Source organism: Achromobacter sp. MUI-25009338 (assembly GCF_057359325.1).
In genome coordinates this window covers 5,568,521-5,582,363 of sequence record NZ_CM170627.1, presented here as the reverse complement: position 1 = coordinate 5,582,363, position 13,843 = coordinate 5,568,521, and the positions used below count along the sequence as shown (strand labels likewise).

Here is a 13,843-nt window from a genome sequence, read left to right as displayed (position 1 = left end):
AAAAACGCCGCCCGCCGCGGCAGCGGTGGACGGCGTTTTGCTGCCGGACAGGGCAGGGCTTACAGCACGTAGCGGGCCAGGTCCTGGCTGCTGGCGGCTTCGGCCAGTTGCGCGTTGACGTAGGCGGCGTCGATCTTGACGTGCTTGTCCTGGCTGGACGTGGCGTCGAACGACAGTTCCTCGAGCAGCTTCTCCATCACCGTGTACAGGCGGCGGGCGCCGATGTTCTCGGTGGTTTCGTTGACCTCGAAGGCCAGTTCCGCCAGGCGGCGCACGCCGTCTTCGGTGAACTCCAGCTCCAGGTCCTCGGTGGCCATGAGGGCCTTGTACTGCTTGGTCAGCGAGGCGTCCGTGTCGGACAGGATGCGCACGAAGTCTTCGGCGGTCAGCGATTCCAGTTCGACGCGGATCGGGAAGCGGCCCTGCAGCTCGGGGATCAGGTCGGACGGGCGCGACAGGTGGAACGCGCCGGAGGCGATGAACAGGATGTGGTCGGTGCGCACCATGCCGTAGCGCGTGTTGACCGTGGTGCCTTCGACCAGCGGCAGCAGGTCGCGCTGCACGCCCTGGCGCGACACGTCGGCGCCGCCGGATTCCTGGCGCGCGGCGATCTTGTCGATTTCGTCCAGGAATACGATGCCGTTCTGTTCGACGTTGTTGATCGCCACGGTGCGCAGGTCTTCCTCGTTGACGCGCTTGGCGGCTTCTTCGTCGACGATCAGCTTGAAGGCTTCGCGCACCTTCATTTTCTTGGGCTTTTTCTTGTCGCGGGCCATGCCGGCGAACATGCCGCGCAGCTGCTCGGCCATTTCTTCCATGCCGGGAGGCGTCATGACGTCCATCTGCGGCACGGCCTGGGCCACTTCGATCTCGATTTCGAGATCGTCGATCTTGCCTTCGCGCAGGCGCTTCCTGAAGGTCTGGCGGGCGCTGTTGTCCTCGCCGCGCTCGGGTTCGCCGGAGGCGCCGCGCGCCGGCGGCACCAGGGCGTCGAGGATGCGGTCTTCGGCGGCGTCCTCGGCCTGGGTGCGCACGCGGCGCATTTCCAGTTCGCGGGTCTGCTTGATCGAGTATTCGGTGAGGTCGCGGATGATGGTGTCGACGTCGCGGCCCACGTAGCCCACTTCGGTGAACTTGGTGGCTTCGATCTTGATGAAGGGCGCGTTGGCCAGCTTGGCCAGGCGGCGCGCGATTTCGGTCTTGCCCACGCCGGTGGGGCCGATCATGAGGATGTTCTTCGGGTGGATTTCATGGCGCAGGGGTTCGGCGACCTGCTGGCGGCGCCAGCGGTTGCGCAGCGCCACGGCCACGGCGCGCTTGGCGCGGTTCTGGCCGACGATGTACTTGTCGAGTTCGGAGACGATCTCTCCGGGCGTCATGTTGGATGCGGACATGAGGGCGAATCCTTGATGCGAGAGCAGGCTGGGCGGCGGCTGGGCGCCGCGGGTTACTCGCCCAGCGTTTCGATGACGTGGTTCTGGTTGGTGTAGATGCAGAGGTCGCCGGCGATTTCCAGCGACTGCTTGACGATGGTCTCGGGCGGCAGCTCGGTGTTGCGCAGCAGGGCCAGCGCCGCCGATTGGGCGTAGGCGCCGCCGGAACCGATGGCGGCCAGGCCGTGTTCGGGTTCGAGCACGTCGCCGTTGCCGGTCAGCACCAGGGTGTGCTCGGCGTCGGCCACGATCAGCATGGCTTCGAGCCGGCGCAGCACGCGGTCGGTGCGCCAGTCGCGGGTCAGTTCGACCGCGGCGCGCATCAGGTTGCCCTGGTGTTTTTCGAGCTTGGCCTCGAAGCGTTCCTGCAGCGTGAATGCGTCGGCCGTGGCGCCGGCGAAACCGGCAAGAATCTTGTCGTGGTACAGGCGGCGGATCTTGCGGGCCGTGCCCTTGATGACGATGTTGCCCAGGGTGACCTGGCCATCGCCGCCCAGTGCGACGCGGTTGCCGCGGCGCACGCACACGATGGTGGTGGCGTGAAATTGTTCCATGCGTTCCTTCCTATGAAGGGATTAGCTGGGGGCGGCCGCGTAAAAATCAAGACGAGAAAAAAGGCCATGCCGGAAAACCAGCATAGCCTTTTCGGGACGGGGCGAATACGGGACGGATCAGTCGCCGTACAGCTTCTGGCGCATTTCGCGGCGCTCCTGGGCTTCCAGCGACAGGGTGGCCGTGGGGCGGGCCAGCAGGCGCGGAATGCCGATGGGTTCGCCGGTTTCTTCACACCAGCCGTATTCGCCGCTGTCGATGCGGGCGATGGACTGTTGCACCTTCTTCAGCAGCTTGCGCTCGCGGTCGCGGGTGCGCAGCTCGAGGGCGTGTTCTTCTTCGATCGTGGCGCGGTCGGCGGGGTCGGGCACGAACTGCGTTTCACGCAGGTGCTCGGTGGTTTCGCCGGCGTTGGCCAGGATGTCCTGTTCGAGTTGTTTGAGCCGTTCCTTGAAGAACGCCAGCTGGCGGTCGTTCATATAGTCGGACTCGGGCATGGCCAGCAATTCTTTTTCGCTGGGCAGATCAATCGCCGTATCGCTCGTCGACTTGCTTGGTTTCTTGGTTGCTGCCTTGGTAGCCATGAAAACACTCCACTATGAATCGATCCTGGCGCGGGCGTCCATTCCCCGTCCGTTACTTGTTGCCTACGCTATTCGTACCTCACAGTACTGCCTTCGTCGCATCGCGTCACGTCAGGAAGGGGGATTACCCCGCCAGGCACTGCTCCAAGCCCCGGGTAAAAATCTCCTGGGGCAGCTTGCGTCCGATGAACACCATCTTGGTGGACGGTTTCTCGGCCGCGGTCCACGGCTTGCCGGGTTCGGCGCCCATCATCATGTGCACACCCTGGAACAACATGCGGCGGTTGATGCCCTTCATGTACAGGATGCCCTTGTAGCGCATCAGGTCGGGACCATAGACCTGCACCACGCCACCCAGGAATTCCTCGAGCCGGGCGGGATCGAACGGCTTGTTGGAGCGGAACACGAACGCGCCGATTTCATCGTCGTGCTGGTGGTGGTGATGGTGGGCATGATTGCAGTGCGCCCCGCATTCGCCTTCGTGGTCATGATCGTGATCGTGGCCATGATCGTGGCCGTGGTCGTGATCGTGCCCATGGGAATGGGCGGCGTCGGGGTGCTCATCGGCCAGGAATTCCGGGTCGATGTCCAGAATGGAATTCAGGTTGAAGCCGCTGATGTCGATGATGGACTTCAGGTCGGCGTCGCCGAAGTTGACGGGGGTGATCGGCGCGCGCGGGTTCATGTGAACCAGGCGGTGGCGCAGCGCTTCGTAGTCGACTTCGTTGACCAGGTCTTTCTTGGAGACCAGGATGCGGTCGGCGAAACCGACCTGCTTCTGGGCCTCGGGCTGTTCGTCGAGGGTGGCCATGCCGTGCTTGGCGTCGACCACGGTGATCACCGCGTCCAGGCGGTAGTACTCGGCGATGTCGTCATCCATGAAGAACGTCTGGCAGACGGGGCCGGGATTGGCCATGCCGGTCGTTTCGATGATGACGCGTTCGAAATTCAGTTCGCCGGCTTCGCGCTTGGCGCGCAGTTCGCCCAGCGTGCGCATCAGGTCGCCGCGCACCGTGCAGCAGACGCAGCCGTTGGACAGCTCGATGATTTCCTCGTTGCTGTCCTGCACCAGCAGGTCGTTGTCGATGCTTTCCGGCCCGAATTCGTTTTCGATGACCGCGACGCGGCGGCCATGATATTCGGTCAGGATGCGTTTGAGCAGGGTGGTCTTGCCCGCACCGAGAAAGCCGGTGAGGATGGTGACGGGAACCATTTTGTCCAAACTGCGCGGGGTATTCATGGCGAAGCTGCTAGCGTGAAGTCAAGGCGTTAAACGGAACTCTCGGCGCCGGGACTGCAATTCCGGAAGGTGTGATTCCGGCGATTGCCCTGCCCTGTGGACCGGAGTTTCCGATCCTGGCCGAAAGGCGTGTTTGCCACGGGCTGCAAAGGCCGCCGACAGCGGCCGGACGCAGGATTACAGCACAGTCGGGGGCAGGGGGCAAACCCAGGGTCAACCCTTGGCCCGCGGCCTCCCGGATCGCGGCCGTACGCCGTCGCGTGCCCGGCGATAACCCTATTTTGGGACGGTTTTCCGGATTTCAAGAGCGGATCGGTCCGCATGGCCGAGCAGGCCGGCGCGGCGCTACGCCAAAAGCATGAGGCCGCAGGGATGAAGCGAGGCGCGGCGGCGCGATTCAGTGCTGGTGGTGATGGTGGCCGGCGGCCTCGGCGGGCTGCTTTTTCTGGCATTGCGGGCACAGCGCGCGGATTTCGGTTTCGTGCGTGGCCAGGGCATAGCCGGTCTGGGCGACGCGTTCGGCCAGCTGCCGGCTCATGGCCGGGTCGGACACTTCGGCGACCGCGCCGCAGCCGGTACAGACCACCAGCAGGTCGTGCGGGGCGCCGCCGGCGTCATGGCAGGCGCTCCAGGCGTTGACCGCGTCCAGGCGGTGGATCAGGCCCTCGTCCATCAGGAAGTCGAGCGCGCGGTAGACCGTGGGCGGCGCGGCGCCGGGGTGCACCGCGCGCATGGCGTCCAGCAATTCGTAGGCCTTCAGGCTGCGGCCATGGCGCAGCAGCAGCTCCAGCACCTTGCGGCGGATGGGGGTGAGGCGGCGTCCGCGCTGCTCGCACAGCGTCTCGGCGACGCCGAGCTGGGCGTCCACGGTGTCGCTGCGGGGAGAGCGGGGCGTTGCGGGCATGGCTGGCTTCATGTGTATGGCTGACGCGCGCGACGCGCGCGAGATGCCTGGAAGGTAGCAGAAAACACCCAGATGCGGGCGAAACCCGGTCAATCAAGATTTTAGTTATGATATAACATAATAAAATCTTCGATCCCATTGCCCGATCTCCGATGTCGCATTTCACGCTGCTGCCCGCGCGGCCCGGCGCCGCGCCGCCCGCGCGCTCCGCTTTTCTCGTCTCCGCCTGGCGCCGCATGGCGATCGCGCTGGCCGTGGCCGTGGTCTTGTGGGCCCTGACCGGCTGGGCGCTGGACTGGTGGCCGCGATGAGCGCGCCCATCGCCATCGAGCTCGACAACGCCTCTTTCGGCTGGCATGGCCATGCCGCGCTGAAGTCGGTGTCGGGACGTTTCGCGGCCGGCGGCATGACCGCCGTGGTGGGGCCCAACGGCGCCGGCAAGTCCACGCTGATCAAAGGCATCATGGGCGTGCTGCGCCCCATGAGTGGCAGCGTGCGCGTGACCGGCGCCGGCCGCGCCGGGCTGGCGTGGCTGCCGCAGGCCGCCGAGCTGGACCGCTCGTTTCCCGCCACGGTGCTGGAACTGGCGGCCATGGGCGCGTGGCGCCGCGTGGGCGGATGGCGCCGCGTCGCGGGCGAGGAACTGGAGCGCTGCATGGCCGCGCTGGAAACGGTGGGCCTGGCCGACGCGGCCGGGCGCGCCGTGGGCGCGCTGTCCGGCGGCCAGATGCAGCGCGCGCTGTTTGCGCGCATGCTGGTGCAGGACGCGCCGGTGCTGCTGCTGGACGAGCCCTTCGCCGCCGTCGACAGCCATACGGCCGACGAACTGATGGCCTTGCTTTGCGGCCTGCACGGCCAGGGCCGGACCGTGATCGCGGTGCTGCACGACCTGGACCTGGTGCGCGATCACTTTCCCGAATGCCTGCTGCTTTCCGGCTCGGTGGTGGCCTGGGGCGATACCGCCGGCGCGCTCGACGACGCGCATCTGCGGGCGGCGCGCGCCTGGCGCGCGGAGTTCGCGGCATGAGCCTGGCGCAATGGGTGGTGTCGCCCTTCCTGGACTACGGCTTCATGCGGCGGGCGCTGGCCGGCGCCTGCGCGCTGTCGCTGGGTGCGGCGCCGCTCGGCGTGTTCCTGGTGCTGCGGCGCATGAGCCTGATGGGCGATGCGATGTCGCACGCCATCCTGCCCGGCGTGGCGGCGGGCTTTCTGCTGTCGGGCCTGTCGCTGGGCGCGATGATGCTGGGCGGCATCGCGACGGGCCTGGCCGTGGCCCTGCTCGCGGGCCTCGTGGCCAGGCTCACGCCGCTGCGCGAGGACGCCAGCTTCGCCGCGTTCTACCTGATCTCGCTGGGGCTGGGCGTGCTGCTGGTGTCGCTGCGCGGCTCCAACATGGATCTGCTGCACGTGCTGTTCGGCACGCTGCTGGGCCTGGACGACGCGGCGCTGCTGCTGGTGACGGCGGTGGCCAGCGCGACCCTGCTGGCGCTGGCCGCGATCTACCGGCTGCTGGTGGCCGAATGCCTGGACCCGGGCTTCCTGCGCGCCGCCGGCGGCGCGGGCAGCCGCGTCCACATGGGCTTTCTGGTGCTGGTGGTGGTGAACCTGGTGGCGGGGTTCCAGGTGCTGGGCACCTTGATGGTGGTCGGGATCATGATGCTGCCCGCCGCCGCGGCGCGGTTCTGGGTCCGTTCCGCGGTCGGCCAGATCGGGCTGGCCGCGGGCCTGGGCGTGGCGGCGTCGGTGGCCGGGCTGCTCGTGTCGTACCACTTCGACGTGCCGGCCTCGCCCGCCATCATCCTGGCCGCCGGCGCCGGTTATCTGTTTTCCGTCGTGGGCGGCCCGCAAGGCGGGCTGCTGCGCACCCCGCGCCGCATGCGGCCGGCCTGATTCAAAAGGAGATTCGACATGGGTTCCGTTTTCCGCGCGCTGCTGGCCGCGGCTGGTTTCTCTCTTGCGGCTGCGTCCGGCGCCGCGCCCGCCGATGCGCCGCTGCGGGCGGTGGCCAGTTTTTCCATCCTGGGCGACATCGTGCGCGAGGTGGGCGGCGACGACGTCAGCGTGGCCACGCTGGTCGGCCCCGATGGCGACGCGCACGAGTACGAGCCCACGCCCAGCGATGCGAAGCAGCTGTCCGCCGCCCGCGTGCTGTTCGTCAACGGCCTGGATTTCGAGACCTGGATGCCGCGCCTGGCGAAGTCCGCGGGCTTTTCCGGCCTGACCGTGGTGGCCTCGCAGGGCGTGGCCCCGCGCAAGTTCGCCGGGCCGCGGGAAGAACACGATCACGACCACGATCACGACCACGGCCACGATCATGACGACGACGCCGGCCACGATCACGACCACCATCACGGCGACCTGGACCCGCACGCCTGGCAGGACCTGTCCAACGGCGTGATCTACGCCCGTAACGTGGCCGAAGGCCTGGCCGCCGCCGACCCGGCGCGCGCCCCGGCCTACCGCCAGCGCGCGCAGGCCTACATCGCGCGCCTGCAGGCGCTGGACGCCGAGACCCGCAAGACCTTCGCCGCGATCCCGGCCGAGCGCCGCAAGGTCGTGACCTCGCACGACGCCTTCGGCTATTTCGGCGACGCCTACGGGGTGGACTTCATTGCCGCGATGGGCGTGTCCACCGACGCCGAGCCTTCGGCGGCCGAGGTGGCGCGCATCATAGGGCAGGTCAGGCGCGAGCGCGTGCCGGCGGTGTTCGTGGAAAATATCAGCAGCCCCAGGCTGGTCGAGCAGATCGCGCGCGAAACCGGCGCCAGGGTGGGCGGCACGCTGTATTCCGATGCGCTGTCCAAGGCCGGCCAGCCCGGCGCTACTTATCTGGAGATGTTCGAATGGAACGCACGCCAGCTCGCCGCGGCCTTGCGGTCCTGAGCGCCGCCGCGTCCTTGCTGGCCGCCGGCGACGCCGGCGCGCATCCGCATATGTGGATAGACGCCCGCGCGGCCGTCGAGATCGACGCCGGGCGGCGCATCACGGCGCTGCGGCAGGTATGGCTGTTCGACGAGATGTTCGGCGCCTACGCCACGCAAGGCCTGAAGAAGGACCGCAACGGCGCGCTGGCGCCGGATGTCCTGCGGGGCATGGCGCAGGATTGGATGAAGGCGCTGGGCGAACCCGTCACGCACTACTTCACCCGCGTCACGGTGGACGGCAAGAGCCTGGCCTTCGGCGCGCCGCAGGACGCGCGCGTCGATTGGAACCCCAAGACCGGGCGGCTGAGCCTGTCCTTCACGCTGCCCCTGGCCGAGCCGGCGGCGCCGGGCGCGGCAGGCGCGCAAGTGGACATCTACGACCCGACCTACTTTGTCGCCTACGCCTTCGACGCCAAGGACGCGGTCGCGCTTGGCGGCCCGCAAGGCGCGTCCTGTACGTCGGCGTACCGCAAGCCCAAGGAACTGGATTGGAAAACCCTGCAGCAACTGGCCGCGATACCGGCCGACCCGGACGCGTTGCCCGACGAACTCTTCGCCATCACCAAGGGGCTCACGCATCGCATCGAGGTGCGCTGCCTGTAGCCGCGGCCGCGCTGCTGCTGTGGCTGGGATGGAGCGCGGCGGCGGCGCAGGGCGCGCATCCGTTCGGCGTGCCGGAAAGCGGCGGCGCGGGCGGGCCGGGCTGGCTGTCGGGCGTCTTTGGCCAGGTCGCCGTCTGGCAATCGCATTTCTATCGCCAGCTGACGGGCGCGGTGCGCGCCTGGCAGCAGGACGGCGGCGCGGCCTGGGCCCTGGTCGGGCTGTCGTTCGCCTACGGCGTGTTCCACGCGCTGGGGCCGGGGCATGGCAAGGCGGTGATCTCCTCCTATGTGCTGGCGAACCGCCAGACCGCCCGCAACGGCGCGCTGCTGGCGCTGGTGTCCGCGCTGGTGCAGGCGCTGGTGGCGATCGCGATGGTGGCGGTGCTGGCGCTGGCGTTCAACGCCACGGCCGCGCTGATGAACGCGGCTACGCGCTGGCTGGAACTGGCCTCGTATGCGCTGGTGACGGCGCTGGGCGCCTGGCTGGTCTGGGCCAGGGCGATCCGTCCGCTGCGCGCGCGCGCCGCCACTTCCGCGCACGTCCACGCGCACGCACACGATTGCGGCTGCGGGCACGCGCATGCGCCCGAGGCGGCAAGCGTGGCCGGCCCGCTGGACCGTCGGCGCGCCGTGTCGGCGGTGCTGGCCGTGGGCCTGCGGCCCTGCAGCGGCGCGCTGATCGTGCTGGTGTTCGCCTTGTCTCAGGGCTTTTTCCTGGCCGGCGTGGCCTCGGCGCTGGCGATGGGCGCGGGCACGGGCCTGACCGTCGCGGCGCTGGCCATGCTGGCCGTGGCGGCCGGCGGCGCGGCCGACCGCCTGGGGCGCCGGCTTTCGGGCGCGGGCGCGGCGCGCCTGCGCTACGGCGTGCAGGCGCTGGCGGCGCTTGCCGTGCTGTTGCTGGGGGTGATGCTGCTGGGCGGCGCGCTGGCCGCGGGCGGCTAGGTCAGGACTTGCGGCCGGCGCGCGGATGGGCCTGGTCGTAGGCGCGGGCCAGATGCTGGAAGTCCAGCCGGGTGTAGACCTGGGTGGTGGAGATGTTGGCGTGGCCTAGCATTTCCTGCACGGCGCGCAGGTCCTGCGCGGATTGCAGCACGTGGCTGGCGAAGCTGTGGCGCAGCACGTGCGGATGCACGTGGGTGGGCACGCCGGCCGCTTGCGCCACGCGCGCCAGCTGCAGCTGCACCACGCGCGGCGAGATGCGGCGTCCGCGCGCGCCCAGGAACAGGGCGGCGGCGTCGGCCGGCGGCGCGCTGAAGGGCGCGAGCTGCGGGCGCGCCGCGATCCATTTGCGCAAGGCTTCCAGGGCCGCGTGGCCGACCGGCACGGAGCGGCGCTTGCCGCCCTTGCCCAGCACCACGACCTCGGCTTCGTCCAGGTTCAGCCAGCCGCGCGATTCATAGCCGTCGGCGCGTTCGTAGCGCAGGTCCAGCCCGACCAGCTCCGACAGCCGCAGGCCGCTGGAATAAAGCAGTTCGAACATGGCCTGGTCGCGCAGCGCGGCGGGCTCGGTCGCCACCTGCGCGGGGGCGCGGTCCAGCAGCGCCTGGGTCTGTTCCACCGACAAGGCCTTGGGCAGGCCGCGCGGGGCCTTGGGCGCGCGCACGCCCGCCACCGGATTGCCGGCCAGCCCGGCCGCCGGCGCCCACCATTGATAGAAGCCGCGCCAGGCCGCCAGCGTGCGCGCCAGGCTGCGCGGGCCGCGGCCCTCGGCGTGCAGGCGCGCCACGAACTGGCGGATGTGGCCGTTGCCGACCTGCTCCAGCGGCAGCCCGGCCTTGTCGGCCAGGGCGCGCAGGAAGTGCAGTTCGCGGCGGTAGCCGTCCAGCGTATGGGGCGAATAGCGGCGGTTGGCCGCCAGATGCTGCAGCCAGGCGCCCATCGCGTCGGGCAGGGGCGCCGGGGCGGTGTCGTGGGCGGCCTCTGCCATGCTAGGCCTTGGGACTGGCCGGATTCAGGCGGTGCAGCGCGGCCGAGGCCAGCTGGGCGATGGACTCCAGGAAGGTGGTGCCCATTTCCGGCGTGAAGCGGGCGGGGTCGTCCGAGCCCAGCACCAGCAGGCCGACGGCCGGGCCGTCGGCTTCCAGGCGCAGCGGCACCAGCGCCAGCGACTGGGGCTTGGCGTCCAGCCAGCCGGCGGCTTCGAAGCCGGTGTCGTTGCCACAGTACGGCGTCTTGAGGCTGTCGGTGAAGGTGCGCACGTCCTGCGAGACGGGCTCGCCATAGCCGGTCGGGGGCAGCTCCGACAGGTCCCACAGGCGCAGCGCCACGTGGTTCAGGTCGAACTGTTCGGCCAGGCCCAGCGCGATCTCGCCCGGCACGCGCTGCGGGTCGCATTCGGACAGCATGCGGCTGCACCACTTGGCCACGTGCGTGCCGATGGTTTCGTTGGCGGTGGCGTTGCGAACCAGCTCGTTGAGGCGCCATTCCAGTTCGCGGTTGCGCTCGCGCAGCGTCATGATCTGGCGTTCGCCCAGCGAAATCGCGCGCGAGCCGTGCGGATGGGGCACTTGCAGCGTGGCGAAGACGTCGGCGTGTTCGTCGAAAAAGCCCGGGTTGTCCTGCAGGAAGACGGCGATGTCCTGGGCGGTGAGAGCGGTATCAGTCATGGCTTATCGGTTCAGCCCCATGGAGAAAACGAGCTTGTCGATGTCGACCTGCCCCGTGTAGACGGATTGCGCCGGGCCGGTCATGCGCAGCTGTTCGCCGTTCCAGGCGACGGTCAGCGTGCCGCCGCGCGTCTGCACGCGCACCGGGGAATCGAGCAGGCCGCGGCGGATGCCGGCGGCGACGGCGGCGCAGGCGCCGGTGCCGCAGGCCAGGGTTTCGCCCGCGCCGCGTTCGAACACGCGCAGGCGGATATTGCCGCGGTCCAGCACCTGCATGAAGCCGGCGTTGACGCGGCGCGCAAAGCGCGGATGGGTCTCGATCAGCGGGCCGAGGATGGCGACGGGCGCGGTGTCCACGTTTTCCACGACCTGCACGGCGTGCGGATTGGAGATCGCCACCGCCGAAAGCCAGACGCCGCGCGGCAGGCCGGCGGGCGCGTCGAGTTCCAGCTGCCACAGCGTGTCCTCGCCCTCGGGGCGCGAGGCCAGGCCGGCGGTGTCGAAGGGCAGGGCGGCCGGATCGAAGCGGGTGCTGCCCATGTCGACCGTGACCTGCTCGTCGTCGCCTTCGTCCAGGACCAGGATGCCGGTGGCGATTTCGGCGCGCAGCGGATTGCGGTCGGACAGGCCCTGCTCGTGCACGAAACGCACGAAGCAGCGCGCGCCGTTGCCGCAGTGTTCGACTTCGCTGCCGTCGGAATTGAAAATCCGGTAGCGGAAATCGGCGTCGGGCCGGGTGGCCGGCTCGACCAGCAGGATCTGGTCGGCGCCGATGCCGAAATGCCGGTCGCCCAGGGCGCGCGCGCGCTCCGGCGTCATTTCGATGGTTTGGCGCACGCCGTCGAGCACGACGAAATCGTTGCCCGCGCCATGCATTTTGGTGAAGTTCCAGTTCATCACCGGATTATCGCCCATTATCGGGGCGCGGGCCGCGCGGCCGGGCTCAGTAGAGCTTGGGCTCGCCCGGCGGGCGCGTCTTGAAACGGCGGTGGACCCAGTAGTACTGGCTGGGGCAGCGGCGCACCCACGATTCGAGTTCGCGGTTCAGGCGGGCGGTGGCCTCCTCCAGCGAGTCCTCGCCCGGGAAGTCGGCCAGCGGCGGCAGCACGTCGATGTGATAGCGGCCGGTTTGCGGATTCCAGAAGCCCACGATGGGCATGACCGCGGCGTTCCACTTCTTGGCCAGTTGCGCGGTGGCCAGCAGGGTGGCGGCCGGCACGCCGAAAAACGGCACGAACACCGAGCCCTGGCGGCCGAAGTCCATGTCGGGCAGGTAGTAGACCGGGCGCGGCGCGCGCAGGTGGCGCAGCAGCTCGCGCACGCCGTCCTTGCGGCTGACCAGAAAGACCTCGTTGAAGCGGGCGCGGCCCGCGGCCACCACCGCGTCGATGTGCGGATCGCTTTGCGGGGTGTACATGGTGGCGCCGCTGGGCACCTCCATGGTGAGCCGGGTGGCGGCGGCGTCGAGCGCGATGAAGTGCGGGGCCAGCAGGATGACCGAGCGGCCTTCGGCCGTCAGGGCGTTGATGCGCTCGCTGCCGGTTTCCGTCACCATTTCCTTGATGGCCTCCGGCGTGCCGTACCAGAGCACGCCGCGGTCGACGATGGATTGCGCCAGCGCGCGGAAGTGTTCGGCCAGCCAGCGCTCGCGCACCGCTTCGGGCTGGTCGGGAAAGCACAGTTCCAGATTGCGCCGGACGATGCGCGCGCGCGACTTGGCCAGGCGCGGCGCCAGCCAGCCCAGGCAGGCGCCGATACGCAGCCGGGTCGACGGTTTGGCGCGGCCGAACCATTTCATCAGGGAGACCAGCGCGCGCGTTTTGAAATCAGTCATAAGTATCAGCAGGGAAACGGGCGGGGGGGCGCGGCGGGATTCAACCCGCCGTGGAGTCCGGCGCCGGCGGCGCCCCGCGCGGCGTCTTGTAGCGGTTGTAGCTCCAGAGGTATTGCTCGGGGCAGCGGCGGATCAGCGTTTCCATGGCGGCGTTGAGCAGCGCGGCCTGGGCCTGGGGATCGGCCGGCAGCGGTTCGGGCACGCGCACGTAGTGGATGCGCCAGCCCCGGCCCTTGGGCAGCCGTTCGCCAGCGGTCAGGATGATGGAAACGCCGGTCTGCGTGGCCAGCTTGCCGGGCAGCGTCATGGTGTAGGCCATGCGTCCGAAGAACGGCGCCCACACGCCGTCGCCCACGCTGGGCGCCTGGTCGGGCAGCATGCCCACGGACTCCCCGCGGCGCAGCGCGCGCACGAACTCGCGCACGCCCTGCATGGTGGCCGGCACCGCGTTGACGGCCGAGCTGTTGCGCGCGGTTTCCAGCAAGGGAGCCAGGATGTCCTTGCGCGGCGGGCGGAACATGACCGTCATGGGCATCTGGCGCGCCAGGTAGCGGGCGGTGATCTCGAAGCAGCCCAGGTGCGGCGTCAGGAAGAGGATGCCGCGGTTCTCGGCGCGGGCCGCGTCGACCACCGCGTTGTCGTCCGACACCACCTTGGCGAGGCTGTCCTCGTTGCGGAACCAGACCCGCGGGCTTTCCAGGATCATGGCGCCGATCTCGCCGGCGGCGCGGCGCGCGAAGGCCGGCGAGGGATAGCCGGCCTGGGCCGCGTTGGCCTGCAGCCGGCGCCGGTACTTCCCGGGCCAGGCGTAGATCGCGCGTCCGGCCAGGCGCCCCAGCGCGTGCGCAACGGGAAGAGGAAGGGCGGCGAATAGTCTGAACAGGAAGAGCAGCATGCGGCAATGGGATGGAGCGGGCAGGGGCGCGCCCGGGGCCGGAGCACGGGCGGGCGCCCCGGCGCGAGCAGCAGAACGGCATTTTCGCTTAAAATAGCGCAGTCGCCGAGTTAACCGACAACTTGCGGGGCGACGGCAGGGGGCAGCGCATGCGCGAGTCCTTTGCCAAATCCGCTAAAGCGTCGCGCCCAGATCAGTCATGCATGCCCCCAGGCATGCGATCCGGGGTGCTACGCGCCTCGTGAACCTATGCGCCGGCCAGGCCGGAC

The 13,843-nt window shown here is 69.2% G+C and carries 16 protein-coding genes; 6 read left to right on the top strand and 10 right to left on the bottom strand.

Annotation, left to right across the window (positions count from 1 at the left end; genetic code table 11):
• Window positions 1-59: 59 nt before the first annotated feature.
• The 5 genes from hslU to AC1IQ6_RS26400 all read right to left on the bottom strand — a co-directional run bounded on the left by hslU (window position 60) and on the right by AC1IQ6_RS26400 (window position 4,713).
• Window positions 60-1,394: an ATP-dependent protease ATPase subunit HslU gene (hslU, locus tag AC1IQ6_RS26420; protein WP_102775126.1), complete on the bottom strand. Its 1,335-nt coding sequence runs from the start codon at window positions 1,392-1,394 to the stop codon at window positions 60-62.
• Window positions 1,395-1,447: 53 nt separating this feature from the next.
• On the bottom strand, window positions 1,448-1,987 hold the full coding sequence (gene hslV / locus AC1IQ6_RS26415) for an ATP-dependent protease subunit HslV (protein ID WP_102775127.1): 540 nt from the start codon (window positions 1,985-1,987) through the stop codon (window positions 1,448-1,450).
• A gap of 117 nt (window positions 1,988-2,104) precedes the next feature.
• Window positions 2,105-2,569 carry an RNA polymerase-binding protein DksA gene (gene dksA / locus AC1IQ6_RS26410; protein WP_102775128.1) on the bottom strand — a complete coding sequence of 155 codons (465 nt, stop codon included), beginning with the start codon at window positions 2,567-2,569 and terminating at the stop codon, window positions 2,105-2,107.
• A gap of 124 nt (window positions 2,570-2,693) precedes the next feature.
• Window positions 2,694-3,809, bottom strand: coding sequence for a CobW family GTP-binding protein (locus tag AC1IQ6_RS26405; RefSeq protein ID WP_485865533.1), 1,116 nt, complete (start codon window positions 3,807-3,809; stop codon window positions 2,694-2,696).
• Between the two features lie 397 nt (window positions 3,810-4,206).
• Entirely contained in the window at window positions 4,207-4,713 is a 507-nt protein-coding gene (locus AC1IQ6_RS26400) for a Fur family transcriptional regulator (RefSeq protein ID WP_102775130.1), read from the bottom strand.
• Window positions 4,714-4,865: 152 nt separating this feature from the next.
• Between AC1IQ6_RS26400 and AC1IQ6_RS26395 the strand changes: the two genes are divergently transcribed.
• From AC1IQ6_RS26395 to AC1IQ6_RS26370, 6 genes are read left to right on the top strand one after another with little or no spacing between them, the layout of a single operon-like run.
• Complete coding sequence (locus AC1IQ6_RS26395) at window positions 4,866-5,024, top strand: hypothetical protein (protein ID WP_485865532.1); 159 nt, start codon at window positions 4,866-4,868, stop codon at window positions 5,022-5,024.
• Complete coding sequence (locus tag AC1IQ6_RS26390) at window positions 5,021-5,740, top strand: metal ABC transporter ATP-binding protein (protein WP_102775131.1); 720 nt, start codon at window positions 5,021-5,023, stop codon at window positions 5,738-5,740. The genes AC1IQ6_RS26395 and AC1IQ6_RS26390 overlap by 4 nt, the downstream gene beginning before the upstream one ends.
• Window positions 5,737-6,603 carry a metal ABC transporter permease gene (locus AC1IQ6_RS26385; protein ID WP_485865531.1) on the top strand — a complete coding sequence of 289 codons (867 nt, stop codon included), beginning with the start codon at window positions 5,737-5,739 and terminating at the stop codon, window positions 6,601-6,603. Before AC1IQ6_RS26390 ends, AC1IQ6_RS26385 begins: the two co-directional genes overlap by 4 nt.
• A gap of 18 nt (window positions 6,604-6,621) precedes the next feature.
• Window positions 6,622-7,596: a metal ABC transporter substrate-binding protein gene (locus AC1IQ6_RS26380; protein WP_485865530.1), complete on the top strand. Its 975-nt coding sequence runs from the start codon at window positions 6,622-6,624 to the stop codon at window positions 7,594-7,596.
• Window positions 7,597-7,646: 50 nt separating this feature from the next.
• Complete coding sequence (locus tag AC1IQ6_RS26375) at window positions 7,647-8,240, top strand: DUF1007 family protein (protein ID WP_246842542.1); 594 nt, start codon at window positions 7,647-7,649, stop codon at window positions 8,238-8,240.
• A complete protein-coding gene (locus AC1IQ6_RS26370) occupies window positions 8,231-9,181 on the top strand; it encodes a nickel/cobalt transporter (RefSeq protein WP_479731837.1) in 951 nt (316 codons plus the stop codon). The genes AC1IQ6_RS26375 and AC1IQ6_RS26370 overlap by 10 nt, the downstream gene beginning before the upstream one ends.
• Before the next feature lies 1 nt (window position 9,182).
• Here AC1IQ6_RS26370 and xerC read toward each other — a convergent pair whose 3' ends face one another.
• From xerC to AC1IQ6_RS26345, 5 genes are read right to left on the bottom strand one after another with little or no spacing between them, the layout of a single operon-like run.
• Window positions 9,183-10,166 carry a tyrosine recombinase XerC gene (gene xerC, locus AC1IQ6_RS26365; protein WP_209165863.1) on the bottom strand — a complete coding sequence of 328 codons (984 nt, stop codon included), beginning with the start codon at window positions 10,164-10,166 and terminating at the stop codon, window positions 9,183-9,185.
• A gap of 1 nt (window position 10,167) precedes the next feature.
• Entirely contained in the window at window positions 10,168-10,845 is a 678-nt protein-coding gene (locus AC1IQ6_RS26360; RefSeq protein ID WP_102775136.1) for a DUF484 family protein, read from the bottom strand.
• Window positions 10,846-10,848: 3 nt separating this feature from the next.
• Window positions 10,849-11,760, bottom strand: coding sequence for a diaminopimelate epimerase (gene dapF / locus AC1IQ6_RS26355; protein WP_209165862.1), 912 nt, complete (start codon window positions 11,758-11,760; stop codon window positions 10,849-10,851).
• A 28-nt stretch (window positions 11,761-11,788) separates the two neighbouring features.
• Window positions 11,789-12,679 carry a lysophospholipid acyltransferase family protein gene (locus AC1IQ6_RS26350; protein WP_102775138.1) on the bottom strand — a complete coding sequence of 297 codons (891 nt, stop codon included), beginning with the start codon at window positions 12,677-12,679 and terminating at the stop codon, window positions 11,789-11,791.
• Window positions 12,680-12,719: 40 nt separating this feature from the next.
• A complete protein-coding gene (locus AC1IQ6_RS26345) occupies window positions 12,720-13,574 on the bottom strand; it encodes a lysophospholipid acyltransferase family protein (protein WP_209165861.1) in 855 nt (284 codons plus the stop codon).
• Between the last annotated feature and the right edge of the window lie 269 nt (window positions 13,575-13,843).

Coding starts and splice junctions, on each gene's coding strand:
- hslU (WP_102775126.1), bottom strand. CDS start 1,394: ATGTCCGCATCCAACATGACGCCCGGAGAGATCGTCTCCGAACTCGAC.
- AC1IQ6_RS26360 (WP_102775136.1), bottom strand. CDS start 10,845: ATGACTGATACCGCTCTCACCGCCCAGGACATCGCCGTCTTCCTGCAG.
- AC1IQ6_RS26405 (WP_485865533.1), bottom strand. CDS start 3,809: ATGAATACCCCGCGCAGTTTGGACAAAATGGTTCCCGTCACCATCCTC.
- AC1IQ6_RS26400 (WP_102775130.1), bottom strand. CDS start 4,713: ATGCCCGCAACGCCCCGCTCTCCCCGCAGCGACACCGTGGACGCCCAG.
- xerC (WP_209165863.1), bottom strand. CDS start 10,166: ATGGCAGAGGCCGCCCACGACACCGCCCCGGCGCCCCTGCCCGACGCG.
- AC1IQ6_RS26345 (WP_209165861.1), bottom strand. CDS start 13,574: ATGCTGCTCTTCCTGTTCAGACTATTCGCCGCCCTTCCTCTTCCCGTT.
- AC1IQ6_RS26350 (WP_102775138.1), bottom strand. CDS start 12,679: ATGACTGATTTCAAAACGCGCGCGCTGGTCTCCCTGATGAAATGGTTC.
- AC1IQ6_RS26395 (WP_485865532.1), top strand. CDS start 4,866: ATGTCGCATTTCACGCTGCTGCCCGCGCGGCCCGGCGCCGCGCCGCCC.
- AC1IQ6_RS26385 (WP_485865531.1), top strand. CDS start 5,737: ATGAGCCTGGCGCAATGGGTGGTGTCGCCCTTCCTGGACTACGGCTTC.
- dapF (WP_209165862.1), bottom strand. CDS start 11,760: ATGGGCGATAATCCGGTGATGAACTGGAACTTCACCAAAATGCATGGC.
- AC1IQ6_RS26380 (WP_485865530.1), top strand. CDS start 6,622: ATGGGTTCCGTTTTCCGCGCGCTGCTGGCCGCGGCTGGTTTCTCTCTT.
- AC1IQ6_RS26390 (WP_102775131.1), top strand. CDS start 5,021: ATGAGCGCGCCCATCGCCATCGAGCTCGACAACGCCTCTTTCGGCTGG.
- AC1IQ6_RS26375 (WP_246842542.1), top strand. CDS start 7,647: ATGTGGATAGACGCCCGCGCGGCCGTCGAGATCGACGCCGGGCGGCGC.
- hslV (WP_102775127.1), bottom strand. CDS start 1,987: ATGGAACAATTTCACGCCACCACCATCGTGTGCGTGCGCCGCGGCAAC.
- dksA (WP_102775128.1), bottom strand. CDS start 2,569: ATGGCTACCAAGGCAGCAACCAAGAAACCAAGCAAGTCGACGAGCGAT.